The following is a 23,201-nucleotide window of genomic DNA, read 5'->3' on the forward strand; positions in this document are numbered from 1 at the left end:
CCCCGGTCACCTTCATGTCGCCTCGTATCGCCCTGATTTTCCGCCGTCCTTCAAGACAACCCGCAGCCCTTCGATGCGCATGGAACGCTGGGCGGCCTTCAGCATATCATAGACGGTCAGCGCCGCGACCGACGCCGCCGTCAGCGCCTCCATCTCCACGCCCGTCTGGCCCTTTGTCTTCACGGTCGCCGTGATCCGCACGCCCGGCAGCGCCGGATCGGCGACGAGATCGATCACAACCTTCGTGATCGGCAGCGGATGGCAGAGCGGGATCAGATCGGCGGTGCGCTTCGCCGCCATGATCCCGGCGAGCCGTGCGACACCCAGGACATCGCCCTTCTTCGCGCGGCCCTCGGTGACAAGCGCGAGCGTCTCGGCCGTCATCACGACCTGCGCGTCTGCCGTCGCGACCCTGTCCGTCACCGCCTTGTCCGAAACATCGACCATATGCGCATGACCCTCGGCGTCGAAATGCGTCAGCGCCATCGTCAGACCTCGCACGGCGCGGGATCGGCCAGAAGCGTCCGCGTCGCCGCCGCGACGTCGGCTTGGCGCATGAGGTGCTCGCCGACCAGGAAGACCCGCGCGCCATGGGCGGCCATGTCGGCAAGCTCGGCGGGCGCGAACAGGCCGCTCTCGCAGATCCGAATCCGGTCGTCCGGGATCAGCGGGGCGAGTTGCCGCGTGGTCTCAAGGTTGACGTTGAAGGTCTTGAGATTGCGGTTGTTTATGCCGACAAGCGGAGATTTCAGGCGCAACGCACGTTCCAGTTCGGCCGCGTCATGGACCTCCAGAAGCGCGTCCATGCCCCAGGCGTGCGCCGCCGCTTCGAGTTCGGCCGCCTGTGCGTCGGAGACCGAGGCCATGATGATCAGGATGCAGTCCGCGCCCCAGGCGCGTGCCTCGGCGACCTGGTAGGTGTCGTACATGAAGTCCTTTCTGAGCGTCGGCAGCGAAACCGCCGCTCGCGCCGACGTCAGAAACTCGGGCGCCCCTTGGAATGACGGCGCGTCCGTCAATACGGATAGACAGGTCGCGCCGCCCGCCTCGTAGGCCCGGGCGAGCGCCGGCGGGTCGAAATCGGCGCGGATCAGCCCCTTCGACGGGCTCGCCTTCTTGATCTCGGCGATAAGCCCGTAACCCGTCGCAGACGCGCGCCCGAGCGCGGACGCGAAACCACGCGGGGCATCTGCTTCCCGCGCCGCCGCCTCGATCTCCGACAGCGGACGCGCCGCCTTGGCTGCAGCGACCTCGTCGAGCTTGTAGGCCTTGATCCTGTCGAGAATGTCCATGCCTTCTCTTAGCCTCCGTCGGACCCCGCGAAAAGCCCCTCTGCCTTCTTCTGTTCAGAAGTACCTCCCGGGGGTGTGGGGGTGGGAAACCCCCACCTGCCTGCTATCCGCCCCACGCTACCGGCGCCTCGCCCCGTGCCGCGAGCCAGGCGTTCACCCGGCTGAAGGGGCGCGACCCGAAGAAGCCGCGATAGGCTGAAAGCGGGGAGGGGTGGGCCGTTTCGATCCTGAGATGTTTGGGGTTGCGTAGACAGCGACGCGCGACCTTCTGCGCGGGGCCGCCCCAGAGCAGAAAGGCGCGCGGTTTCGCGTCAATCTCGGACAGCACGTCGGCGACAAGCGTGTCCCACCCGAATGCCGCATGCGCCTTTGGCCGTCCCTCCGGGACGGTGAGGGCCGTGTTCATCAAGAGCACGCCCTGACACGCCCAGTCGTCAAGCTGCGTTCGGGTTCGCGTTGCACCAAGATCGTCCGACAATTCCTTGAAAATGTTGCCGAGACTGTCGAGCCGCCCGGTGAAACCGTGCGGAATCGAAAAGGCCAGCCCGTCGGCCTTCCCGGCCGTGTGGTACGGGTCCTGACCAAGGATCACTACCCGCACGTCTTCTGGCGGGCAGGTGTCGAGCGCGGCGAAAATCCGGTCGCGCGGCGGGTAGACCGGCCCGTCCTCGCCAGCGAGCGCAGCATCGATGCGCGGCCAATCCCGCTTGAAGAACGGCAAGTGCGCCCAGGCTCCGGGTATCATGCTGCCTGAGAGGCTTTCGCCAGCGCCTCGATCTTCGCCCGGGCAGAGCCGCGGTCGATGCTTTCGGCGGCCAGTGCGACGCCCTCCTTCAGCTCCGCCACCTTGCCCGCGACCACGAGCGCCGCAGCCGCGTTCAGAAGCACGGCGTCGCGATAGGCGCCGGTCTCTCCCGCCAAAAGGGCGCGGAAGGCGGCCGCGTTCTCCTCGGGGCTGCCGCCGAGGATCGCCTCGAACGGATGGATGGGCAGGCCCGCCTCCTCCGGATGCAACTCGAACTCCCTGACCGCGCCGTCCTCAAGCGCCGCAATCCAGCTCGGCCCGGCGATCGAGATCTCGTCGGTGCCGTCCGCGCCGTGGACGAGCCATGCGCGGTCGGATCCCAGCGCGGCGAGCGTTTCGGCCATCGGTCGGATCCAGGCGCGGGAAAACGCGCCCGTGAGCTGCCGCCGGACGCCCGCGGGGTTTGTGAGCGGCCCCAGAAGGTTGAAGACGGTGCGGGTGCCAAGCTCCGCCCGCGTCGGCATCACGTGGCGGATTGCGGGGTGGTGCATTGGCGCCATCATGAAGGCGATGCCGCAGTCGGCGAGCACCTTCTCGACCGCCTCGGCGCCGATCATCACGTTCACGCCCATCTCGGTCAGCGCATCCGCCGCGCCCGACTTTGAGCTCAGATTTCGATTTCCGTGCTTGGCCACGACGACGCCCGCGCCAGCGACGACGAAGGCCGTCGCGGTCGAGATGTTCAGCGTGCCCTTGCCGTCGCCGCCGGTGCCCACGATGTCCATCGCGCCTTCGGGAGCGCGCACCTTGTGGCATTTCGCCCGCATCACCCGCGCGGCGGCGGCGATTTCCTCGACCGTTTCGCCGCGCGTCCGCAGCGCCATCAGAAGTCCGCCCATCTGCGAGGGCGTGGCTTCACCCTCAAAGAGCGCCTCAAAGGCGGTCTCGGCCTCCTCGCGCGTCAACGGGCGGTCGGCTGCCAGGCCGATCAAGGGGCGGATATCTCCGCTCATGACGGTACCGAAAGCGGCACGCGCGCCATTTCGAGGAAGTTCCTCAGAAGCGTGTGGCCATGTTCGGAGGCAATCGATTCGGGATGGAACTGCACGCCCTCGATCGGCAGGTCGCGGTGCCTCAGCCCCATGATCGTACCGTCCTCGAGCCAGGCGGTGACTTCGAGGCAGTCGGGCAGGCTGGCGCGCTCGACGATCAGCGAATGGTAGCGCGTCGCCTCGAAGGGCGAGGGCAGGCCCGCGAAAGCGCCCTGGCCGGAGTGATGCATCGTCCCCATCTTGCCGTGCACGATTTCGTGGCAGCGCACGACCCTGCCACCGAAGGCCTGTCCGATCGTCTGGTGCCCGAGGCAGACGCCGAGAAGCGGCGTCTCCGTCTCCGCTGCCGCCTCGGTCAGCGCAAGGCAGATACCCGCCTGATCGGGATCGCAGGGCCCCGGCGAGAGCACGATGGCGGAGGGCTTCAGCGCCATCGCCTCCTGCACGTTCAGGGCGTCGTTACGGTGGACCACCACATCGGCGCCGAGCTCGCCCAGATAGTGCACGAGGTTGTAGGTGAAGCTGTCATAGTTGTCGATCAGCAACAGCATGATCTGGCCTTCATCGCGGGTGTGCGCATTCTAGGGGTGAACCTGCGCGCGTGTCGGGCTATACATGGTCAGAGCCACGCGGCCGGGTCAAGGCGTCAAGCGGGCCAATAAGGATAGAAGCGTCGGAGGCGGACGTGGGCAGAAGTTACGTATTCGGTATCCTGATCGGGGGCCTGTGCTCGGTTCTGGGCCTGGGCATGGTGTCACTCATGGCGCCTTCGGGCACGACGTCGCGCGCCATGGCCGAAAATGGTTCGGCGGGCGAGGTGCCCACGGCGGACGAGGTTACAGCGGAAGAATTCGCCGCAGCCGACGCCACGGCGGAAACGGACGGCGCAGAGGCGATGGCCTCTGAGCAGTCTGAAGCCATCGTTCTCAGCGACGAGGCCGCAACTGAGGCCGCATCGGACGCCGTGTCCGAACCCACGACGCCGGAGGCGGCCCCGCAAACCGCCGTCGCCGAAACCGTCGCGTCAGCCGAGGCCTTGACGGAGCCCGACATGCAGGAGGCGCCCGCCGCCGAGATAGTGTCGGAGACCGAAGAAGACGCCGCCGAGTCCGAGTTGCCGAAGGTGGCGGAGACCGCGACCGAGATGCCGGACATGACGGAGACCGTGGTCGAGGACACCGCCGGCGTGCCGGACGCGCCGGTCGTCGAAGTCCCGCCGGGATCGGAGTTTGCCCGTGCCCGGCCCGAGGCCGACATGCTCGTGCCCGCCGCCGAGAACGGGCGTCCCTCTGTCGGGACGCCCGCCGTAGTCATGCCCGAAGCTGAGCCCGCGCCCGAACTCGCCGAGGTGAACCCGGCCGCGATGCCCGAAGGCCAGTCCGAATCGCCGGGCGAGATCGCCACGCCCGAAGCCCCCGAGCCGATCGTCCTTGCCGAGGCGCCCGCTGCGGACAGCGCCGTGCCGTTTGGCGAGGCCGCGAGCACGCCGGTCCTTGCCGCGCAGGATCCCGCCGCCGCCGTCTTGCCCGACTCCTCGGTGCCGGAAGCGCCGGCGGAGCCCGAAGCTCCCGCGGCGGAGGAAGAGATCGCGGCCGCCGATCCGGTCGCGCCTGATGTGGCGGTCCTGCCCGAGCCGGAGCCGCAGGACACCCCGGCCATCGCGCCCGAGCCGGCTGAACTTCCCGCGCCCGAAAGCGCCGAGGCGCAGGAGCCCGCCGTCACGGAAAGCGCCGACGGAACAGACCTGCCCGAGTCGGATGTCGCCGAGGCGACCGAGGGCACGGATCCGGACGCGGGGACCGAACTGGCCGAGGCGAACGAGCCCGACAGCGCGGGCGAGATCGAGACTGGAACGGACGCCGCCCCCATCAGGCGACTGCCCCAGATCGAGGCGCCGGACGAGACGCCTGGAGACACCGCCGAGACCGAGGTGGCCGAGGCCGAGGAGCCGGATGCCGGGACTGGCATCGGCGACAGCCCAGCCGCGCTCGACCTCTCGCCCCAGCCGCCGATCGGAGCGGCCTCGGCTCCGCAGCCCGGTTTCGCCAAGCGGATCGGCGTCAAGATCAACCGTCTGCCGAGGATCGGTGACGATGTCCCGGCGAATGCGGATGGGGTGGCCGAAGGTGTGCCCGCGCCCGCCGCGCTGCCCTCTGTCTCGACCGGCGAGCCGGCCGCGACGCGCTATGCAGCGCCCTTCGACAATTCCGGCGGCCTGCCATTCCTCTCAGTCGTGATCACCGATATCGGCGAGGAGGCGGGCGGGCTCGATCCTGCCGCACTGGCCGCCTTCGGCGCGCATGTGACCATCGCGATCGACCCTGCGCGGGCCGATGCCAGCGCGCGCGCGGCTGCCTACCGGCTGGCCGGGCACGAGGTCGCGATCCTCGCGCCCGATCTGCCCGAGGGCGCGACGGCGAGCGACCTCGAGGTCGCCTACCAGGGTTACGGCAGCGAGTTGCCCGAGGCGGTCGCATTGATCGGCGCGCCAGACGCGGCGTTCCAGCGCGACCGGCGCGTGGCGCAGCACATGGTGGCGCTCTTGTCGACCGAGGGGCGGGGCCTTGTCACATATGACCGCGGGCTCAATCCCGCCCGGCAGGCCGCGATCGGCGAGGGTCTCGCCCATGCGAGCGTATTCCGCGCGCTTGACGCCGACGGTGAAGGCGCGTCCACTATCGCCCGCTATCTCGACCGTGCGGCGTTCGAGGCGGCGCGGCAGGGCGACGTCGTCATCGTCGCCACGTCACGGCCCGAAACAATCTCCGCGCTTCAGGACTGGATCGCGGCCGGGGCCAAGGGAACGGTCGTGGCGCCGGTTTCCGCGGCGATGGCAGCGGAGGGCTGAGCGCGGACGGCGCGCGCCGGATCAGTCGCTGTTGCCGCGCTGGACGAAGAGCCCCGCATCCTCGGCGGCCTTCTGAAGCGCGCGCGACTTGTTGACGGTCTCCTGGAACTCCGCCTCGGGGTCGCTGTCGTAGACGACCCCGCCGCCGGCCTGGATGTAGAGTTTTTCATCCTTCACGACGGCCGTCCTGAGCGCGATGCACATGTCCATTTCGCCGTTCGCCGCGAAATAGCCTACGCCGCCGCCGTAGATGCCGCGCTTCTCGGGCTCCAGCTCGTCGATGATCTCCATCGCCCTGACCTTGGGCGCGCCGGAAACAGTGCCGGCGGGCAGCCCCGCCAGAAGCGCCGACAGCGCGTCCTCGTCCTCGCGGATCTCGCCCACGACGTTCGAGACGATGTGCATGACGTGGCTGTAGCGCTCGATGATGAACTGCTCGGTCGGGTGCACCGTCCCAACCTTTACCACCCGGCCCACGTCGTTGCGGCCGAGATCGAGGAGCATCAGGTGTTCGGCCAGTTCCTTCTTGTCGGCGAGCAAATCGGATTCAAGCGCGCGGTCCTCATCCGGCGTCGTCCCGCGCGGCCGGGTGCCTGCGATCGGCCGTACAGTGACCTCGCCGCCGCGCAGGCGGACCAGGATTTCGGGCGACGCGCCGACGATGTGGAATCCGCCGAAGTTAAAGAATGTGAGGAACGGTGACGGGTTGGTGCGCCTCAGCGAACGGTAGAGCGCGAAGGGCGGCAGCTTGAACTCCGCCGTCCAGCGCTGCGAAGGGACGACCTGGAAGATGTCGCCCGCGCGAATGTATTCCTTGGCCTTCTCGACCGCCGCCCGATAGGCCCCGGGCGTGAAGTTCGACCGTAGCTCGCCCAGATGGGCGCTGTCGCCGAGCGACCGGGCCTCGCCCGCGGGCGCGCGTTCGAGGTCGCGCACGGCGTCCATCACGCGCTCGGCCGCCTGCGCATAGGCGGCCCTGGCCGAGAGCCCCGATCCGATCCAGGCGGGCGAGCAGACTGTCACCTCGCTTTTCACGGCGTCAAGCACGGCGACGATCGTCGGGCGCATCAGCACCGCGTCGGGAACCCCGATCGGGTCGGGATTTACGTCCGGCAAGTGCTCCACCAGCCGGATCATGTCGTAGCCGAGATAGCCGAAAAGGCCGGCCGCGATCGCCGGGATGCCCTCGGGCATCTCGATCCGGCTTTCGGCGATCAGCGCGCGCAACGTCTGCAGCGGATGGCCGGAGAGCGGCTCGAACGCCTCGGCGTCGAACCGCACCTGCCGGTTGATCCGGCTCTCCTCGCCACGGCACTCCCAGATCACGTCGGGTTTCAAGCCCACAACCGAATAGCGCCCGCGCACCTCGCCCCCGGTGACCGATTCCAGCATGAAGCTCATCGGCTGCGCCTCGGCGAGCTTCAGCATGAGCGAGACCGGCGTGTCGAGATCGGCGGCGAGCCGGGTATAGACAAGCTGGTTCCGGCCCTCGTCCCAGGCTTTCGCGAAATCGTCGAACGACGGGGTGAGTGCCACGGCGCGCCGGTCCTTCAGTTCATCTGGGCGTGGACGGCATTGACTGCCGACTGGTCGAGCCGGATGCCCGCCTCGGCACTGAGCGCCTGAGTATAGAGTTGGAACATGTCCTGGGCGAGCGACTGGCCGATCTGCGTCGCCAGCGCGGCGCGCGTGGCCTTGAACTCCGCTCCGTCACGCTCGGCCTTGTGGATGTCACCGAGCGCTGCGACAAAGACGACGCCATCGCCCTCCACGACCGCCGCACCACCTTCGTCAAGCTTGAAGACGCGTTCGGCGAGCGCGGGGGGGGCGCCGTCGATATGCCCGTCGCGCGCGAATTCGTCGTAGCGCGTGGTGACGAAACCGCTGGCGGCCAGATCCTCACCGGCTTCGACTCGGGCGGCGATCTCCTCGCCCATGGCCGCGAGTCGCGCCGTGGTTTCCGCCTTGGTCCAGCCCTCGATCACGGCGTCGCGCACCTCGGCGAGAGGGCGGAGCGCCGGCGGGTCTATCCCGTCGAGTCTCAGCGCGAAGACCCCGCCGTCATCGAGCCCGGCGAGCGTCGGGAAATCCGTTTCCGTCACTTCGCGCGCCGCGTCGCGGAAACCGGTATAGGCGGCGATCCCTTCGTCGGTATCGGGCGCCATCTCGATTTGCCCGAACTCCATACCGGTGTCTTCCGCGACCTCCTCGAGCGTGGCGCCGCCGGCGAGGAGGTCTTCGATCCCGTCGCTCTGGTCGGCCACGAGCCGCCGCGCGCGGTCGAGCGCGGCCTCGGTCGCGAGGTCAGCGCGCGCGTCCTCGAACGCGATTTCGCGCGCTTCGAGGATGCCGTTCATCGCATAGAGCGCGGGGCCGAGATCGGAAGGAAGGGGACCGACCACGCCCGGCGCGTCCAGCGCGAAGACTGCCTCGCCCGCCCCGCCAAGGTCTGCCTCGGTCACTTCGCCCATATCGATGTCGGCGAGTGCGAGCCCACGTTCGGCGGCCAATGCCTCGAAGGTCGCCTCGCCCGCGTCGTAGCGTGCCTTCGCGGATGCCGCCGTCGCCTCGTCGGGATAGACGAGCCGTTCAACCAGTCTTCGTTCGGGCGTCACGTAGTCGTCGATCCGCTCCTGGTAGGCGGCGCTCAGCGCCTCGTCGTCCAGCTGGACATCGTCGGCCAGCATGTCAGGCGACAGCCAGATGTAGCTGATGCGGCGAATTTCGGGCCGCGTGAAGTCGTCGGGATGGGCCTCGTAATAAGCCATAAGCGCCGCTTCGTCCGGTTCGGGAAGCGTCTCGGCGAGGTCGCTGGCGATCAGTTCGGCCACGGTGAAGCTGCGAGTCTCGGTCAGCCAGGCCGCGACCCGGTCGACCAGCGCGTCGGGGGCCGCCGTGCCGCCGAGTGCCGCGCCCTGCAGAAGCGTGCGCGCCGCCTCGTCCCTGAGCTTCCCTTCGAACTCCGCCTCGCTCAGGCCTTCCTGGCGCAGCGTCAGCGCATAGGCGTCGCGGTCGAAGCTGCCGTCGAGCCCGGCGAAGGCGTCGAACGCGAGGACCCGGCGGCGAACCTCTTCGTCGCCTACAGAAATCCCGATGCGGTCCGCCTCGTTGTCGAGCGCGGCCGAAGAGATTACGCGCGCCAGCACGGACCGGTCGATGCCCAGCGACTGAGCCTGTGCGAAGCTGACCGGCTGGCCGAGCTGCGCCGAGAAGGCCGAGATTTCCCGGTTCAGCGTCCGGGCATAGTCGCGCAGGTCGATATCGGTGTCGCCGACCGACCCGATGGCGCGGACCGATCCGCCGAAATTGCGCGCCCCGAAGCCGCCGAGGCCAAGGACGAGCATGCCCACCAAAATCCAGATGATCATGCTTCCGCGCTTCTTGCTGCGCAGCGGGTTCGACATGGGGGCTTCCCTCCCGAAAGACCAGTTCCGAGGGTGTTTAGGCCAGCCGCAGGGGCGGGGCAAGGCCGTGCGTCAGGGCCGGAACGCGGCAAGCCGGTCGATGAGCCGCCCGATCCCTTCTGCGTCGATGTTGGCGAAGGCGATGCGAAGCTGGCACCCACCCGCCCGGTCGCCCTCGGGCATGAACATCGTACCCGGCAAAAGAAGCACGCCCGCTTCGGTCACGAGCCGCTTCGCAAGCTCGGGCGAGGGCAGATCGAACGGATGCTCGGCATAGGCGAAGAAGGCGCCCACCCCGAGAAGATTCCAGCTTGGCAGGCGCCCGAATCCGGCCTCAAGCGCCGCGCGGCGGGCAAGGATCTCGGCGCGCTCGCCCGCGACCCACTGTTTGAGATTCCGCATTCCCCAGAGCGCGCCGATCTGGCCGAGCTGACCGGGGCAGATCGCCACGGTGTCGAGAAACTTCTCGACCTCGGCCAGCCGCTCCGCGTCGGCCACGACCGCGCCGACGCGATGACCGGTCAGGCGATAGGCCTTCGAGAAGGAATAGAGATGGATCAGCGTGCCGCGCCAGTCAGGATCGGCGAATAGGTCATGCGGTGCGCCCGTGCGGGCGTCGAAGTCGCGGTAGGTCTCGTCGACGATCAGGGCGATGCCGCGCTCCTGCGCCAGGTCGAAGAAGGCGCGGAGCGTCGCGGCGGGATACTCGACGCCGCCGGGATTGTTCGGCGTGACCAGCACAATGGCGCGGGTCCGCTCAGTGATCAGGCGGCTGGCCGCCTCCGCATCGGGGATGAGACCCGGGCCGGTGGCCAGCGGCACGCAAGCAATATTCTGCATGTCGAGCCACATCTTGTGGTTGAAATACCAAGGCGTTGGAAGGATGACTTCATCGCCTGTCTCAGCAATGGTCTCCATGACCGCGCAGAAGGCCTGATTGCAGCCTTGCGTGATGGCGACCTCGCCTGCCGCGATGTCGCCGCCATAGGCATCCGACCACTGGGCGGCGACTTCCGCGCGCAAGGCCGGCAGGCCGAGGACCGGTCCGTAGAGATGCGCGGCGGGATCGTTCAGCGCCGCTTCGGCCAGCGCAGCGCGCAGCTCCTCCGGTGGGGGCTCCATCGGCGCGGCTTGGCTCACGTTGATCAGCGGCCGATCGGGCGGGAATGTCACGCCCTCGATCCAGCGCCGCGCTTCCATGACCGGGGGCGGAAAGGTCGCCTTCATATTTGGATTGAGGGGCAAGGTCATGCGCTGGCGTCCATTGGCTGCGAGGTCGGCAGGACTGTAGCGAAGCCACCGGCCGCTGCAACCCGCGCGCCGCGCGGACGCCGCCCCGTCAGCCGCCGCGCGTCTGCGGCAGGCTGCGGTATTCCCGCCAGATCAGCCAAATCACCGCGAGGTCGAAGACCGTCAGACCAAGCATCAGCACGGAGTGCGTCAGCACGAACCGGTGCATCTGCAGCGCGATGAAGCCGCACAGGACCACGATCGACAGCGGATAGCCCCAGCGAGCACCCGAGACCAGCGCGCCCAGTGCGAGCAATTTGACGGCCCCGTGGCTGAAGAGATAGAGCGCCCAGAAGTGCTGGGTGCTGACCGAAAAGCCCTCCGCCAGATGCAGCGTCCAACGGGCGAGGGCATCGGCGGGATCCTCGTTCAGCTCACTCGCGGTCAGCCAGCGGGCGAGCGTCTGAACCCACTCCGCCCTGACCAGGAAAACCCCGATCCCGGAAAGCGTTTCCACAAGCGCGAACAATGCTTTGGCGGCGATACTTAGCTCGAATACCTGATGCAACAGATGGCGCCTCTCGCCGTCTCGCGTTGCCACGGGCGTCAATCCCGGCCGCGATAGGGTTCGACGTATTGCAGCGCCATGTCCCAGGGAAAGAAGATCCAGGTATCCTGGCTGACCTCGGTTATGTAGGTGTCGACCATCGCTCGGCCCTCGGGCTTGGCGTAGACGGTCGCGAAGTGCGCCTTGGGATAGAGGTTGCGCACCAGTTCCAGCGTCTTGCCGGTATCGACGAGATCGTCGACGACCAGCACGCCTTCGCCCTGATCGCCCATGATGTCGGCCTGAGGCGCCTTGATCACGCGGGCCTCGGTCTGTTCCTGATGGTTGTAGGACTTGACCGAGATCGTGTCGACGACACGGATATCGAGCTCGCGGCTGACGATCATCGCCGGCGCCATGCCGCCGCGGGTGATCGCAACGACCGCTGTCCAGGCACCGTTGTCGGGCCCTTTGCCGTCGAGCCGCCAGGCGAGCGCGCGCGCGTCGCGGTGAATCTGGTCCCAGCTGACATGGAACCCTTTTTCATGCGGCAGACGGTCGGCGGGCATGTCTTCCTCCGTCACGGGCGGGCGGCGTCTGGCCCCGCGGCGTTGATCACTTCTCGATGTCCGGCGCGTCGACGGCCTTCATGCCGACGACATGATAGCCGCCATCGACATGCAGAACCTCGCCCGTCGTGCCGGAGCCCAGATCGGACAGAAGGTAGAGCGCGGACTTGCCTACATCGTCGATCGTGACGTTCCGGCGCAGCGGTGAGTTGTATTCGTTCCACTTCAAGATATAGCGGAAATCGCCGATTCCCGACGCGGCGAGCGTCTTGATCGGGCCGGCCGAGATCGCGTTGCAGCGGATGCCGTCCTTGCCCAGATCCTCGGCGATGTAGCGCACGGACGCCTCGAGCGCCGACTTGGCGACTCCCATGACGTTGTAGTGCGGCATGACGCGCTCTGCCCCGTAATAGGTCAGCGTCAGGAGCGATCCGCCCTCCGGCATCATCGCCGATGCGCGGCGGCAGACGGCCGTGAACGAATAGACCGAGATGTCCATCGTCATCCGGAAATTCTCGGCGCTCGTGTCGACATAGCGGCCACGCAGCTCGTTCTTGTCGGAAAAGCCGATCGCGTGGACGACGAAATCGAGTTTGCCCCAGGCTTTCGCCAGATGCGCGAACAGATGGTCGAGCGACGCCTCGTCCGCGACGTCGCATTCCACCAGCTCCTTGACGCCGACCTGGTCGGCGAGCGGGCCCACGCGCTTCTTGAGCGCCTCGCCTTGGTATGAGAACGCCATCTCGGCGCCCGCCTCTGCGCAGGCTTTGGCAATGCCCCAAGCGATGGACTTGTCATTCGCCAGCCCCATGACGAGACCGCGCTTGCCGGCCATCAAATTGCTTGCCATCCGTGCCCTCGCGCCGCTTTCTTAGTTGGTGCCGAAGCATTAGGCTAAGTTCAGACCCGCTTCAAGGGCGGGCGGCAAAACCTCAGGGAGAGTTTGCGGTAAGTTATGCACTTCAAATGGGAAGCCATTGGAATCGCACGGTGATGAGTGAACGGCGTGGAATATTCAACGGCGACGATCCGTTCACGATCGCCCGTTCGTGGCTCATCGAGGCGGAACCGCGCGAGCCCACTGACGCCAACGCCATCGCGCTCGCGACCGTAGACGATGACGGACTTCCGAATGTAAGGATGGTGCTTCTGAAGGAGATTGAGGCTGACTCATTTCTCTTTTACACCAACTACGGGTCGGCCAAGGCGCGTGAAATCGACGCGTCGGGAAAGGCGGCGTTCGTGATCCATTGGAAATCGCTTCGCCGCCAGATAAGGGTCAGAGGGCTGACCTCCCGCGAGTCGGGTCCGCAGGCGGATGCCTATTTCGCGTCGCGATCGCTCCAGAGCCAACTCGGAGCATGGGCGTCGCGGCAGTCCGAACCGCTTACGTCCCGGCGCAAGCTGATGGCGGATGTAGCACGAGTAACGGCGACGCGTGGTATGTCGCCAGGTCGACCGCCCTTTTGGGGCGGGTTCAGGTTGAAGCCGCTCGAGATCGAATTCTGGGCTGATGGCGCATTTCGGCTTCACGACCGGTTCCGATGGCGTCGCGAGACGCTTGAGGATGAGTGGACGGTAGCGCGGCTTTATCCCTGATAGGCGCGTAAGTGGATTGCCAGTAAGATATTTATCGCTGCTCTGGACTTGAATCCGCCTCCCCCGCTGTCATGGTGGGACACAGGCGGGGTTGGGAACGACGGAAGATGACAGAAGAACAACAGAGCCAGCGCGAGGTGATCGGCCGCGTGAAATGGTTCGACCCGGCCAAGGGTTTCGGTTTCATCGTCGCCGAAGACAGCGGCGGCGATATCCTGCTTCATGCCAATGTGCTGCGGAATTTCGGTCAAAGCTCGGTGGCGGACAATGCCCGCATCACCGTGGTCGTCCAGCAGACCGCGCGCGGCGCCCAGGCCGTCGAGGTGCGGGAAATCCTGCCCCCGGACAACGAGTCCCCGCTGCCGATTGAGGATCTCGGCGATAGCGACGCGGCGCAGATCGCGTCGCTGCCGCTGGAGCCCGCGCGCGTAAAATGGTTCGACAAGGGCAAGGGTTTCGGATTCGCCAACGTCTATGGCCGGCCCGAGGACGTCTTCATCCATATCGAGGTGCTCAGGCGGTCCGGCTTTGCCGATCTGCAACCGGGCGAGGCGGTATGCCTGCGCGCCATCGATGGCAAGCGCGGGCGCATGGCGGCCCAGGTGGTGTCCTGGGAAGCCGCGCTTAGGGAAAAGAAATGATCACCTTTCGCGTCGCGGCGCTCCTCGCGCTGCTGGCGGGTCCAGCTGCGGCGGAGTGTGCCGCCGATCTCGCCGAGTTCCGATGGCCCGGCGGCGAGGCGCGATTCGCCGTCGAAATCGCCGATACAGCGCAGGAACGCGGAATTGGGCTCATGCACCGCGATAATCTGCCCGCCAGCACAGGAATGTTGTTCATTTACGAACAGCCGCAGGACGTGTCCTTCTGGATGAAAAACACGCTCATCCCGCTCGACATGATCTTCATCGGACCCGACGGGCGGGTGAACGCGGTGCATCCGATGGCCGTGCCGCACGACGAGACGCCGATTCCCGGTCCCGGCGCCACGCTGATGGTGCTGGAGATCAACGGCGGGCTGGCCGAACGGATCGGTCTGGGCGAGGGGGCTGCGCTCAGACACCCCGCGCTCGACCAGGAAACCGCGCTCTGGCCCTGCAACGGCTCTTGACCCTTTCCCTTCGCGCGCCGACCGGCTAGAGACGGGACGACGGGGCGTAGCGCAGCCTGGTAGCGCGACGGTTTTGGGTACCGTAGGTCGTGAGTTCGAATCTCGCCGCCCCGACCAACCTTCTGGACCAGGACCTTCCGACAGCGGCCGCGACTGTGGTCATTCTGCACTCGTGCCGGGTGGCCGCCCAAGCCCTTGGAAACGCTGTTGGCTGTGGACGATATTGATGCGGACCTTCAGAAGCTGTGGCCAAACCCTCGCCACATAAGCGAATTTCCGCCGACGACTCTGCGCCATCGGCCTGTGGATGAATCGTCGGCCATGCCAGAACCGTGCCGGCGGGATTCGAGGTCAACAAAATTCTGCTCCAAAAAATGTGAAAAATCGGTTGACCCGAGCCACGACCATACGTCAGGTTGTGGGGGCTGACGGAGAAGCCACAACATTTAGTGGCCGATACGACGGGGACGGATTAGCATTAACTCGGGCCGCATGACCTTGCGGTGAGTGCGTGGCGGGCAAGACCGCGGCGCGAGAGCGACTGTCCCTATCGCGTCCCGGATGGCTAAGGCGGCGAAGGCCCCCGAGAGGCTGCGCCGCGGGAGTAAAACGAAGGACGGGGCAGATGAAGATCGAACGCAAATTCACCAAGGCCGGGGCCGACGCCTATTCGGAGATTCGGTTCCGCACCACCGTGTCGGAGATTCGCAATCCCGACGGCAAGGTCGTGTTCCGGAACGACCGGGTGGAGGTGCCTGAAGGCTGGAGCCAGGTGGCTTCGGATGTCCTCGCGCAGAAATACTTCCGCAAGGCGGGTGTGCCCGCGCGTCTGAAGCAGGTACGCGAAAAGGGCGTGCCGAGCTTCCTCTGGCGCTCCGTCGCCGATGAAAAGCCCCTGGCAGAGCTGTCGAAAGAGGAACGCTACGGCGGTGAGACCTCGGGCAAGCAGGTCTTCGACCGTCTTGCGGGTGCCTGGGCGTATTGGGGCTGGAAGGGCGGCTACTTCTCCACCGAAGAGGATGCCCGCGCCTATTTCGACGAGATGCGATACATGCTCGCGCGCCAGATGGCCGCGCCGAATTCGCCCCAATGGTTCAACACCGGCCTTCACTGGGCCTACGGCATCGACGGGCCGGGCCAGGGCCACTTCTATGTCGACCACAAGTCGGGCGAGCTCACAAAGTCCAACTCGGCCTACGAACATCCCCAGCCCCATGCCTGCTTCATCCAATCGGTCTCGGACGATCTGGTGAAGGACGGCGGCATCATGGACCTCTGGGTCCGCGAGGCGCGGCTTTTCAAATACGGTTCTGGCACCGGCACGAATTTTTCCTCCCTTCGTGCCGAGGGCGAGGCCCTGTCAGGCGGAGGCAAGTCCTCCGGCCTGATGGGGTTTCTAAAGATCGGCGACCGCGCGGCGGGCGCGATCAAGTCGGGCGGCACCACGCGCCGCGCGGCAAAGATGGTGATTTGCGACATGGATCACCCCGATATCGAGCAGTTTATCAACTGGAAGGTTATCGAAGAGCAGAAAGTGGCGGCGCTCGTCGCCGGCTCCAAGATGCATGAGCAGCAGCTCAACGAGATCTTCGCGGCGATCCGAGGCTGGGACGGTTCTTCTGAGGATGCCGTGGATCCCGCGAAGAACGAGTCGTTGAAAGCCGCCATCAAATCGGCGAAAAAAGTGGCGATCCCCGAGACTTACGTCAAGCGGGTGCTGGACTACGCGAAGCAGGGATACGACTCGATCGAGTTCCCGACCTACGACACCGACTGGGACTCCGAGGCCTATGCGACGGTTTCCGGCCAGAACTCCAACAACTCGGTCCGCGTGACCGACGCATTCCTCAAGGCAGTGAAGGACGACGCCGACTGGGAGCTTGTCCGCCGAACCGACGGCAAGGTCGCCAAGACCATAAAGGCGCGCGAGCTCTGGGATCAGGTCGGCCATGCCGCCTGGGCCTGCGCAGATCCCGGCATCCAGTTCCACGACACGGTGAACGCCTGGCACACCTGCCCGGAAGACGGGGCTATCCGCGGTTCCAACCCGTGTTCGGAATACATGTTCCTCGACGACACGGCCTGCAACCTCGCCTCGATGAACTTGCTGACCTTCTACAAGGAGGGCCGCTTCGACGCCGAATCCTATGTCCACGCCACCCGGCTCTGGACCGTCACGCTGGAAATTTCGGTCCTCATGGCGCAGTTTCCTTCGAAGGAGATCGCGCAGCGGTCCTACGACTACCGCACGCTCGGCCTCGGCTACGCCAACATCGGCGGGCTCCTGATGAACATGGGCTACGGCTACGATTCGGATGAAGGCCGGGCGCTCTGTGGCGCGCTGACGGCGATCATGACCGGCATCTCCTACGCCACCTCGGCCGAGATGGCTGGTGAGCTTGGCGCCTTCCCGGGCTATGCCAAGAATGCCGACCACATGCTTCGCGTCATCCGTAATCACCGCATCGCGGCTCACGGCAACGCGGACGGCTACGCAGATCTGGCGGTTAGGCCGGTGCCGCTCGATCACGCGAGCTGCCCCGACCAAAATCTTGTGGAACTTGCAAAATCAGCCTGGGACGAGGCGCTGGCGCTCGGCGAAAAGCACGGCTACCGCAACGCCCAGGCCACCGTGATCGCGCCCACCGGTACGATCGGCCTCGTCATGGACTGCGACACGACTGGGATCGAGCCGGACTTCGCGCTGGCGAAGTTCAAGAAGCTCGCGGGCGGCGGCTACTTCAAGATCATCAATCGTTCGGTTCCCGCGGCCTTGGAGACGCTCGGCTACGGCTCGGCCCAGATCGAGGAGATCATCGCCTATGCCGTCGGCCACGCCTCCTTGGGCAACTGTCCCGGTATCAACCACACCTCGCTGATCGGCCACGGCTTCGGCCAGGCGGAACTGGACAAGATCGAGGCGGCGCTGCCCTCGGCCTTCGACATCCGCTTCGTCTTCAACCGGTGGACGCTGGGTGAGAACTTCTGCCAGGAAACTCTTGGAATTCCTGCTGAAAAGCTTAATGATCCGACTTTCGACCTGCTGCGTCACCTCGGCTTCACCAAGAAGCAGATCGAGGCCGCGAACGATCATGTCTGCGGGACCATGACGCTTGAAGGCGCGCCGCATCTCGACCCCGCGCATTACAGCGTCTTCGACTGCGCCAATCCCTGCGGCAAGAAGGGCAAGCGGTTCCTCTCGGTCGGCAGCCACATCCGTATGATGGCGGCGGCACAGTCGTTCATCTCCGGCGCGATCTCGAAGACGATCAACATGCCGAACGACGCGACGATCGAGGAGACGCTCGCGGCCTACGAGCTTTCTTGGTCCTTGGGCATCAAGGCCAACGCGCTTTACCGCGACGGCTCCAAGCTTTCGCAGCCGCTGGCGGCAGCGCTTGTCGAGGATGACGAGGAGGCCGAGGAAATCCTCGCCACCGGCTCGATGCAGGAAAAGGCCGCCGTACTCGCCGAGAAGATCATCGAGAAAGTGGTGATCAAGGAGATGGTCCGCTCCCACCGCGAGAAGCTTCCCGAACGGCGCAAGGGCTATACCCAGAAGGCCATCGTCGGCGGTCACAAGGTCTACCTGCGCACCGGCGAATACAAGGACGGCCAGCTGGGCGAAATCTTCATCGACATGCACAAGGAAGGCGCGGGCTTTAGGGCGATGATGAACAACTTCGCCATCGCGGTCTCGGTCGGACTGCAATACGGAGTGCCCTTGGAGGAATTCGTCGACGCCTTCACCTTCACCAAGTTCGAGCCGGCGGGCATGGTCCAAGGCAACGACTCGATCAAGCAGGCGACCTCGATCCTCGACTACATCTTCCGCGAACTGGCGATCAGCTATCTCGACCGCACCGACCTCGCCCATGTGAAGCCGGAAGGGGCAAGCTTCGACGACCTCGGTGGCGGTTTGGACGAGGGTCAGGCGAACGTGGCCGAAGTCAGCGAAAGCGCGGCGTCGAAATCGCTCGAAGTGCTGAAGCAGATATCGTCGACCGGCTACTTGAGAAAACGCCTGCCGCAGGAACTGGTCGTCCTGCAGGGCGGCATGGGGGCGACGGCGCTTTCGGGCGATCCAGTTGCGGCACTCAACACGCTGGTGCCGGCGACCGGGCAGGCGATGGTGGCCGCGAACGTCACGGCGGTCGCCACCGGCACGGTGACGATGGACGCCCGCACCAAGGCGAAGATGCAGGGCTACGAGGGCGATCCCTGCGGCGAATGCGGCAACTACACGCTGGTCAGGAACGGCACCTGCATGAAGTGCAACACCTGCGGCGGGACCAGCGGATGCAGTTGAGAAGGGACAGTGAATGCCGGTCACTCCGGTGACAGGTTCCGGGGCGGGTGCGCTCGCCCCCGACGACGTTCAGGCCGCAGGCAAGAACACCGAGCGGTATAAAGGACGAGCTTGAACGGCGAAACTTGGGGGGGCCTCGGCCCCCCGCTTTCTTTGCCCCTCGCGGTCAACCCGCTCCGCGCGAACAGATCGGCGTCTTTTCGCCCGTCCGTTCTCGGCTCCGTGATCTCCCGTTTATCACTACTTGCAGGACGCACCGTAAAGCGCCACATATCCCACGGTGGCGCTTAAGCCGCTGATTCTAGGGCAGATGCCCTTACTGGAGTACGAGAGATGAAAAAGTTCGTTCTGGCCCTCGGCGCCGTCGCCGCCTTCGCTGCCGCCGCAAATGCCCAGACCGTCGTGACCGACACCGATGGCAACGGCACTTACTCGATCGAGGAGATGACCGCCGCTTATCCGGACATGACTGCCGAACTCTTCGCCACTGTCGACGTCAATGCCGACGGCGCGGTCGATGCCGACGAACTGGCCGCCGCCAAAGAAGCCGGCTCGCTGGCCGAGTAATCAGCCACAACTTCGATCTGCGGACGGGCCTCGGGGGCGATCCCCGGGGTCTTTTCGTTTGCATGTGTCGCGAATTCTCTGGCCAAGTGCGAAATCCTTGCTGGTCCCCACCGCGTGATGGATCGGTCTTTCAGCAACCGGAACCGAGTTCCCGCTCCGACCGATCCGGAACGGTCGGCTTCGCGCGCTTTGAGGTGCGCGCCTTGACGCGCCGATTGATGCTTCGCAGTCAGGCGGCGTCCTCGCCGGCGAGAAGCGCGGCCGCCGGTCCCCGCTCGGGCAGGCCGCAATCGGCCCTGAGCCGCGCCCGTCCGCGCGCGAGCCGTGACATGACGGTGCCGATCGGCAGGTCCTCGGCCCGGGCCATCTCGGCATAGCTTTCACCACCCGCGACATGACGCAGGATCAGCCGCTGCTCCGCCGCAGGCAACCGCGACAGCGCGGCGGCGACTTCTCGCAGCACCAGCCGGCGCGGAGCCTCGGGCGGCGCGCTCGGCTCTGGTGCGTCGGAAAGCGGCAGCGCCTTGCGCGGCGGACGCCGGGCGATGTTGCGCGCGGCGGTCATGAGATAGGGTTTCAGATCCTCGATGCCGGAGCCTGACGCCATCTGGCTCCAGACCCTCAGAAGCGCTTCCTGAACGAGATCCTCAGCCGCCTCCGGGTCGCGGACGAGCCGCCGCGCGAGCCGGCGGAGGTCGGGGATAAGCGTGACGAGGGGGGCGGGAGCGGGGACGGCGTTCGGTCCGTGTCGGTTGGAGCGTGGCATGGGCGATCTCCTTTCGTCGACGAGATTGACCCATGTGCGCCACGCCGCAAGCCGGGGGAATTCCGCCGAGCCAGGAATCGCCGCCTGGTTGCGCGTTTAACCGGCGACTTCCCGCGCGGCGAAGCAGTCCCCATGCGCGAAGTGCCGCGCGTCCGGGGGCAGGGTGGCCGCGGCCGGGAATAAATCTGCCGCGCCCGCGTCCTGACATGTGAGGGCCGCGAAACGGCGAGCCCTCCGAAACCGGACGATCAAGGAGATGTTCCGATGAAGAAACTGGCTTTCACCCTCGCACTCGGGCTCATGCCGGCAGCCGGCGCCCTCGCCCAGAGCGTTGCGGACCTCGACGCTGACGGCAGCGGCGGCCTCGACATGGCCGAACTGCAGGTCGGCTACCCGACACTGTCCGAAGACCAATTTGCCGCGATCGACGCCAATGGCGACGGTCTGGTGGATGACGCGGAGTTCACCGCGGCAACCGAGGCCGGTACGCTCACCACTGACGGATAAGACGAGCCGGCGCGGGGCTCCGGTGCTCACCCTTCCCCAGCCAACCGGCCGGGGCCCCGCAGTTTCCTCTCCTCCTTGCCATCTCGACACGATACTGCGGGTGCCGGAACGCGCTCGACGCCAGCTGGCCCCGTTCGGTATTCGGGTGGATGCCGATCTCGGCGGCGAAAACCGATTCCCCTGCCGTTTCCTGCCCGCCTACCGCCGCTCAGGTCCCGCGCGCGAGCGCGGCCACCCCGGTCCGCGCGACATCGACGAGTCCGAGCGGCCGCATCAGATCGGCAAATGCGTCGATCTTTTCCGGCGTCCCGGTAATTTCGAAGACGAAGCTTTCGAGCGTGGAATCCACCACGTTCGCCCGGAAGATGTCGGCGAGCCTCAGCGCCTCGACCCGCTTCTCGCCGGTGCCTGCCACCTTGAAGAGCGCAAGTTCGCGCTCGACCGAAGGCCCCTCGACAGTCAGGTCGTGGACGTCGTGGACCGGGACAAGGCGTCCGAGCTGCGCCTTGATCTGCTCGATCACCGGCGCCGTGCCGGTCGTGACAACGGTGATCCGGCTCCTGTGACCCTCGTGATCGACCTCGGCCACCGTCAGGCTCTCGATGTTGTATCCGCGGCCCGAGAAGAGCCCGATCACCCGCGCCAGCACGCCGGCCTCGTTGTCGACCAGCACCGCCAGCGTATGCGATTCCAGCTTCTCGCCGAACGGATCGCGCAGGTCATAGGCGGAGTGGCTCGAGGAGCCCTTCTTGATCTTCAACGCCGACATGGGCCGAATCCCTCTTTCTTCATTGTTCGAATACCTCGGGGGTCCCGTGGCGATGCCCCGGACTCCGCGGACTAGACCAGCACCGCGCCGCCCGACTGGATCGCACCCTCGGTCGAGGCATCGCCCAGAAGCATCTCATTGTGCGGCTTGCCCGACGGGATCATCGGGAAGCAGTTCTCGTGCTTCTCGACGAGAACGTCGAGGATGAACGGCCCGTCATAGTCAAGCATCTCCTGGATCGCGTCGTCGAGGTCCTTCGGCTTGTCGACCTTGCGGCCCCTGGCCCCGAACGCTTCCGCGAGCTTGGCGAAATCCGGCAGGCTCTCCGACCAGCTATGCGAATATCGCTCGCCGTGCAGCAGTTCCTGCCACTGGCGGACCATGCCGAGACGCTCGTTGTTCAGGATGAACTGCTTGACCGGCGCGCGGAACTGCACGGCGGTGCCCATCTCCTGCATGTTCATCAGCCACGACGCCTCGCCGGCCACGTTAATCACCAAAGCTTGCGGATGGGCGATCTGCACGCCGATAGAGGCGGGAAATCCGTAGCCCATGGTCCCCAGGCCACCGGAGGTCATCCAGCGGTTCGGTTCCTCGAAGCCCAGAAACTGCGCCGCCCACATCTGGTGCTGGCCGACCTCGGTCGTGACATATCGGTCGCGGCCCCTGGTCAGTTCCTCGAGCCGCTGGAGCGCGTATTGCGGCTTGATGACCTTGTCTGAGTTCTTGTAGGAAAGGCAACTCTTCAGCTTCCACTGCTCGATCTTGCCCCACCATTTCGTCAGTCCAGCCTTGTTGACCTTGCGCCCGCGCGCCTTCCAGACCTTCAAAAGGTCTTCGAGCACATGGCCCACATCGCCGGTGATGGCGAGGTCGACATGGATCACCTTGTTGATCGAGGAGGGGTCGATATCGACATGCGCCTTCTTCGATTTCGGCGAGAAATCGGCGATCCGGCCGGTGATCCGGTCGTCGAAGCGCGCGCCAAGATTGATCATCAGGTCGCAGCCATGCATGGCGAGGTTGGCCTCGTAGAGGCCGTGCATCCCCAGCATTCCGATCCAGTTCTTGCCCGAGGCCGGATAGGCGCCAAGGCCCATCAGCGTCGAGGTCACCGGGAATCCCGTCGCGTCCGCCAGTTCGCGCAGAAGCTGGCTCGCGCCGGGGCCCGAGTTGATCACGCCGCCGCCGGTGTAGAAGATCGGCCGCTCGGCCTTTTCCATCATCTCGACAAGCGCGGTGATCTTGTCGAGATCGCCTTTCACCTTCGGCTTGTAGTGGCCGAGCGAGGCTTCGCGCGGGCCGCGATAGGGGCCCGTTGCGAACTGGACGTCCTTGGGGATGTCGACGAGTACAGGGCCGGGCCGGCCCTGGGTCGCGACATGGAAGGCCTGATGCAGCGTGTCGGCCAGCTTCTCGGGTTCCTTCACGAGCCAGTTGTGCTTGGTGCAGGGCCGGGTGATGCCGACCGTGTCGGCCTCCTGGAAGCCGTCGGTTCCGATCATGAAGGTCGGCACCTGGCCGGTCAGGACGACGACCGGGATCGAGTCCATCAGCGCGTCGGTCATGCCGGTCACTGCGTTCGTGGCGCCGGGGCCCGACGTGACCAGCACGACGCCCGGCTTGCCGGTCGAACGGGCATAGCCCTCGGCCATGTGCACCGCGCCCTGTTCGTGGCGCACGAGAATGTGGCGGATATCGTTCTGCTGGAAGATTTCGTCATAGATCGGCAACACCGCGCCGCCGGGATAGCCGAAGACCACATCGACGCCCTGATCCTTGAGCGCCTGGACCACCATCTTCGCACCGGTCATCTGCCGTGACATCGTCTTTCTCTCTCTTCTTCCGCCTCGCATGTGCGGCAACAAAAAGCCCCCGGGTGTCGATCC

At 66.0% G+C, this 23,201-nt stretch carries 21 protein-coding genes and 1 tRNA gene; 8 read left to right on the top strand and 14 right to left on the bottom strand.

Translation table 11 applies throughout. The annotated features are described in order from the left end of the window. Window positions 1-12: 12 nt before the first annotated feature. From moaC to DEA8626_RS06115, 5 genes are all read right to left on the bottom strand, one after another. A complete protein-coding gene (gene moaC, locus DEA8626_RS06095) occupies window positions 13-486 on the bottom strand; it encodes a cyclic pyranopterin monophosphate synthase MoaC (RefSeq protein WP_108852125.1) in 474 nt (157 codons plus the stop codon). Window positions 487-488: 2 nt separating this feature from the next. After that, window positions 489-1,292, bottom strand: a complete 804-nt coding sequence (trpC, locus tag DEA8626_RS06100) for an indole-3-glycerol phosphate synthase TrpC (RefSeq protein WP_108852126.1) — start codon at window positions 1,290-1,292, stop codon at window positions 489-491. 103 nt (window positions 1,293-1,395) lie between these two features. After that, window positions 1,396-2,037 (bottom strand): uracil-DNA glycosylase, encoded by a 642-nt coding sequence (locus tag DEA8626_RS06105; protein ID WP_108852127.1) that lies wholly within the window; start codon window positions 2,035-2,037, stop codon window positions 1,396-1,398. Next, the gene (gene trpD / locus DEA8626_RS06110; protein WP_108852128.1) at window positions 2,034-3,050 is read right to left on the bottom strand and encodes an anthranilate phosphoribosyltransferase; all 1,017 of its coding nucleotides are present in this window, start codon (window positions 3,048-3,050) and stop codon (window positions 2,034-2,036) included. The genes DEA8626_RS06105 and trpD overlap by 4 nt, the downstream gene beginning before the upstream one ends. Continuing rightward, window positions 3,047-3,640 (bottom strand): anthranilate synthase component II, encoded by a 594-nt coding sequence (locus DEA8626_RS06115; protein WP_108852129.1) that lies wholly within the window; start codon window positions 3,638-3,640, stop codon window positions 3,047-3,049. Before DEA8626_RS06115 ends, trpD begins: the two co-directional genes overlap by 4 nt. Before the next feature lie 134 nt (window positions 3,641-3,774). Here DEA8626_RS06115 and DEA8626_RS06120 point away from each other — a divergent pair, with 134 nt between their 5' ends. Beyond that, a complete protein-coding gene (locus DEA8626_RS06120; protein ID WP_108852130.1) occupies window positions 3,775-5,937 on the top strand; it encodes a divergent polysaccharide deacetylase family protein in 2,163 nt (720 codons plus the stop codon). A gap of 21 nt (window positions 5,938-5,958) precedes the next feature. Here the strand turns inward: DEA8626_RS06120 and trpE are convergent, their stop codons facing one another. The 6 genes from trpE to fabI form a co-directional block, all read right to left on the bottom strand. Then, the gene (trpE, locus tag DEA8626_RS06125; RefSeq protein WP_108852131.1) at window positions 5,959-7,473 is read right to left on the bottom strand and encodes an anthranilate synthase component I; all 1,515 of its coding nucleotides are present in this window, start codon (window positions 7,471-7,473) and stop codon (window positions 5,959-5,961) included. Window positions 7,474-7,487: 14 nt separating this feature from the next. After that, entirely contained in the window at window positions 7,488-9,341 is a 1,854-nt protein-coding gene (locus DEA8626_RS06130) for a peptidylprolyl isomerase (protein WP_108852132.1), read from the bottom strand. Window positions 9,342-9,413: 72 nt separating this feature from the next. Continuing rightward, a complete protein-coding gene (locus tag DEA8626_RS06135) occupies window positions 9,414-10,592 on the bottom strand; it encodes an aminotransferase (protein ID WP_108852133.1) in 1,179 nt (392 codons plus the stop codon). An 88-nt stretch (window positions 10,593-10,680) separates the two neighbouring features. Further along, complete coding sequence (locus tag DEA8626_RS06140) at window positions 10,681-11,172, bottom strand: DUF2127 domain-containing protein (protein ID WP_108853344.1); 492 nt, start codon at window positions 11,170-11,172, stop codon at window positions 10,681-10,683. Window positions 11,173-11,177: 5 nt separating this feature from the next. Further along, a complete protein-coding gene (gene gpt / locus DEA8626_RS06145; RefSeq protein ID WP_108852134.1) occupies window positions 11,178-11,687 on the bottom strand; it encodes a xanthine phosphoribosyltransferase in 510 nt (169 codons plus the stop codon). Between the two features lie 46 nt (window positions 11,688-11,733). Continuing rightward, window positions 11,734-12,537: an enoyl-ACP reductase FabI gene (gene fabI, locus DEA8626_RS06150; protein WP_108852135.1), complete on the bottom strand. Its 804-nt coding sequence runs from the start codon at window positions 12,535-12,537 to the stop codon at window positions 11,734-11,736. Window positions 12,538-12,680: 143 nt separating this feature from the next. On the opposite strand from fabI, the gene pdxH reads away from it, so the two are divergent. From pdxH to DEA8626_RS06180, 6 genes are all read left to right on the top strand, one after another. Further along, window positions 12,681-13,286, top strand: coding sequence for a pyridoxamine 5'-phosphate oxidase (gene pdxH / locus DEA8626_RS06155; RefSeq protein WP_108853345.1), 606 nt, complete (start codon window positions 12,681-12,683; stop codon window positions 13,284-13,286). Window positions 13,287-13,393: 107 nt separating this feature from the next. Next, the gene (locus DEA8626_RS06160) at window positions 13,394-13,927 is read left to right on the top strand and encodes a cold-shock protein (RefSeq protein WP_108852136.1); all 534 of its coding nucleotides are present in this window, start codon (window positions 13,394-13,396) and stop codon (window positions 13,925-13,927) included. Continuing rightward, window positions 13,924-14,394 (top strand): DUF192 domain-containing protein, encoded by a 471-nt coding sequence (locus DEA8626_RS06165; protein WP_108852137.1) that lies wholly within the window; start codon window positions 13,924-13,926, stop codon window positions 14,392-14,394. Before DEA8626_RS06160 ends, DEA8626_RS06165 begins: the two co-directional genes overlap by 4 nt. Window positions 14,395-14,434: 40 nt before the next feature. Continuing rightward, window positions 14,435-14,511, top strand: a tRNA-Pro gene (locus DEA8626_RS06170). A gap of 508 nt (window positions 14,512-15,019) precedes the next feature. Further along, on the top strand, window positions 15,020-18,703 hold the full coding sequence (locus DEA8626_RS06175; protein WP_108852138.1) for a vitamin B12-dependent ribonucleotide reductase: 3,684 nt from the start codon (window positions 15,020-15,022) through the stop codon (window positions 18,701-18,703). Between the two features lie 333 nt (window positions 18,704-19,036). Next, the gene (locus tag DEA8626_RS06180) at window positions 19,037-19,270 is read left to right on the top strand and encodes a calcium-binding protein (protein WP_108852139.1); all 234 of its coding nucleotides are present in this window, start codon (window positions 19,037-19,039) and stop codon (window positions 19,268-19,270) included. 229 nt (window positions 19,271-19,499) lie between these two features. Here DEA8626_RS06180 and DEA8626_RS06185 read toward each other — a convergent pair whose 3' ends face one another. Beyond that, window positions 19,500-20,036, bottom strand: coding sequence for an RNA polymerase sigma factor (locus tag DEA8626_RS06185; protein ID WP_108852140.1), 537 nt, complete (start codon window positions 20,034-20,036; stop codon window positions 19,500-19,502). Window positions 20,037-20,300: 264 nt separating this feature from the next. Here DEA8626_RS06185 and DEA8626_RS06190 point away from each other — a divergent pair, with 264 nt between their 5' ends. Next, window positions 20,301-20,543, top strand: coding sequence for an EF-hand domain-containing protein (locus tag DEA8626_RS06190; protein WP_108852141.1), 243 nt, complete (start codon window positions 20,301-20,303; stop codon window positions 20,541-20,543). A gap of 208 nt (window positions 20,544-20,751) precedes the next feature. On the opposite strand, the gene ilvN is transcribed toward DEA8626_RS06190, so the two are convergent. Beyond that, the gene (gene ilvN / locus DEA8626_RS06195) at window positions 20,752-21,312 is read right to left on the bottom strand and encodes an acetolactate synthase small subunit (protein ID WP_108852142.1); all 561 of its coding nucleotides are present in this window, start codon (window positions 21,310-21,312) and stop codon (window positions 20,752-20,754) included. A 71-nt stretch (window positions 21,313-21,383) separates the two neighbouring features. Beyond that, entirely contained in the window at window positions 21,384-23,138 is a 1,755-nt protein-coding gene (locus DEA8626_RS06200; RefSeq protein WP_108852143.1) for an acetolactate synthase 3 large subunit, read from the bottom strand. Between the last annotated feature and the right edge of the window lie 63 nt (window positions 23,139-23,201).

It is taken from the genome of Defluviimonas aquaemixtae, assembly GCF_900302475.1.
Taxonomy (GTDB): Bacteria; Pseudomonadota; Alphaproteobacteria; order Rhodobacterales; family Rhodobacteraceae; genus Albidovulum; species Albidovulum aquaemixtae.

Excerpts from the sequence above, each read along its gene's own strand:
- moaC (WP_108852125.1), bottom strand. The coding sequence starts at position 486 with ATGGCGCTGACGCATTTCGACGCCGAGGGTCATGCGCATATGGTCGAT.
- trpC (WP_108852126.1), bottom strand. The coding sequence starts at position 1,292 with ATGGACATTCTCGACAGGATCAAGGCCTACAAGCTCGACGAGGTCGCT.
- DEA8626_RS06105 (WP_108852127.1), bottom strand. The coding sequence starts at position 2,037 with ATGATACCCGGAGCCTGGGCGCACTTGCCGTTCTTCAAGCGGGATTGG.
- trpD (WP_108852128.1), bottom strand. The coding sequence starts at position 3,050 with ATGAGCGGAGATATCCGCCCCTTGATCGGCCTGGCAGCCGACCGCCCG.
- DEA8626_RS06115 (WP_108852129.1), bottom strand. The coding sequence starts at position 3,640 with ATGCTGTTGCTGATCGACAACTATGACAGCTTCACCTACAACCTCGTG.
- DEA8626_RS06130 (WP_108852132.1), bottom strand. The coding sequence starts at position 9,341 with ATGTCGAACCCGCTGCGCAGCAAGAAGCGCGGAAGCATGATCATCTGG.
- DEA8626_RS06135 (WP_108852133.1), bottom strand. The coding sequence starts at position 10,592 with ATGACCTTGCCCCTCAATCCAAATATGAAGGCGACCTTTCCGCCCCCG.
- gpt (WP_108852134.1), bottom strand. The coding sequence starts at position 11,687 with ATGCCCGCCGACCGTCTGCCGCATGAAAAAGGGTTCCATGTCAGCTGG.
- fabI (WP_108852135.1), bottom strand. The coding sequence starts at position 12,537 with ATGGCAAGCAATTTGATGGCCGGCAAGCGCGGTCTCGTCATGGGGCTG.
- pdxH (WP_108853345.1), top strand. The coding sequence starts at position 12,681 with ATGAGTGAACGGCGTGGAATATTCAACGGCGACGATCCGTTCACGATC.
- DEA8626_RS06160 (WP_108852136.1), top strand. The coding sequence starts at position 13,394 with ATGACAGAAGAACAACAGAGCCAGCGCGAGGTGATCGGCCGCGTGAAA.
- DEA8626_RS06165 (WP_108852137.1), top strand. The coding sequence starts at position 13,924 with ATGATCACCTTTCGCGTCGCGGCGCTCCTCGCGCTGCTGGCGGGTCCA.
- DEA8626_RS06175 (WP_108852138.1), top strand. The coding sequence starts at position 15,020 with ATGAAGATCGAACGCAAATTCACCAAGGCCGGGGCCGACGCCTATTCG.
- DEA8626_RS06180 (WP_108852139.1), top strand. The coding sequence starts at position 19,037 with ATGAAAAAGTTCGTTCTGGCCCTCGGCGCCGTCGCCGCCTTCGCTGCC.
- DEA8626_RS06185 (WP_108852140.1), bottom strand. The coding sequence starts at position 20,036 with ATGCCACGCTCCAACCGACACGGACCGAACGCCGTCCCCGCTCCCGCC.
- DEA8626_RS06190 (WP_108852141.1), top strand. The coding sequence starts at position 20,301 with ATGAAGAAACTGGCTTTCACCCTCGCACTCGGGCTCATGCCGGCAGCC.
- ilvN (WP_108852142.1), bottom strand. The coding sequence starts at position 21,312 with ATGTCGGCGTTGAAGATCAAGAAGGGCTCCTCGAGCCACTCCGCCTAT.
- DEA8626_RS06200 (WP_108852143.1), bottom strand. The coding sequence starts at position 23,138 with ATGTCACGGCAGATGACCGGTGCGAAGATGGTGGTCCAGGCGCTCAAG.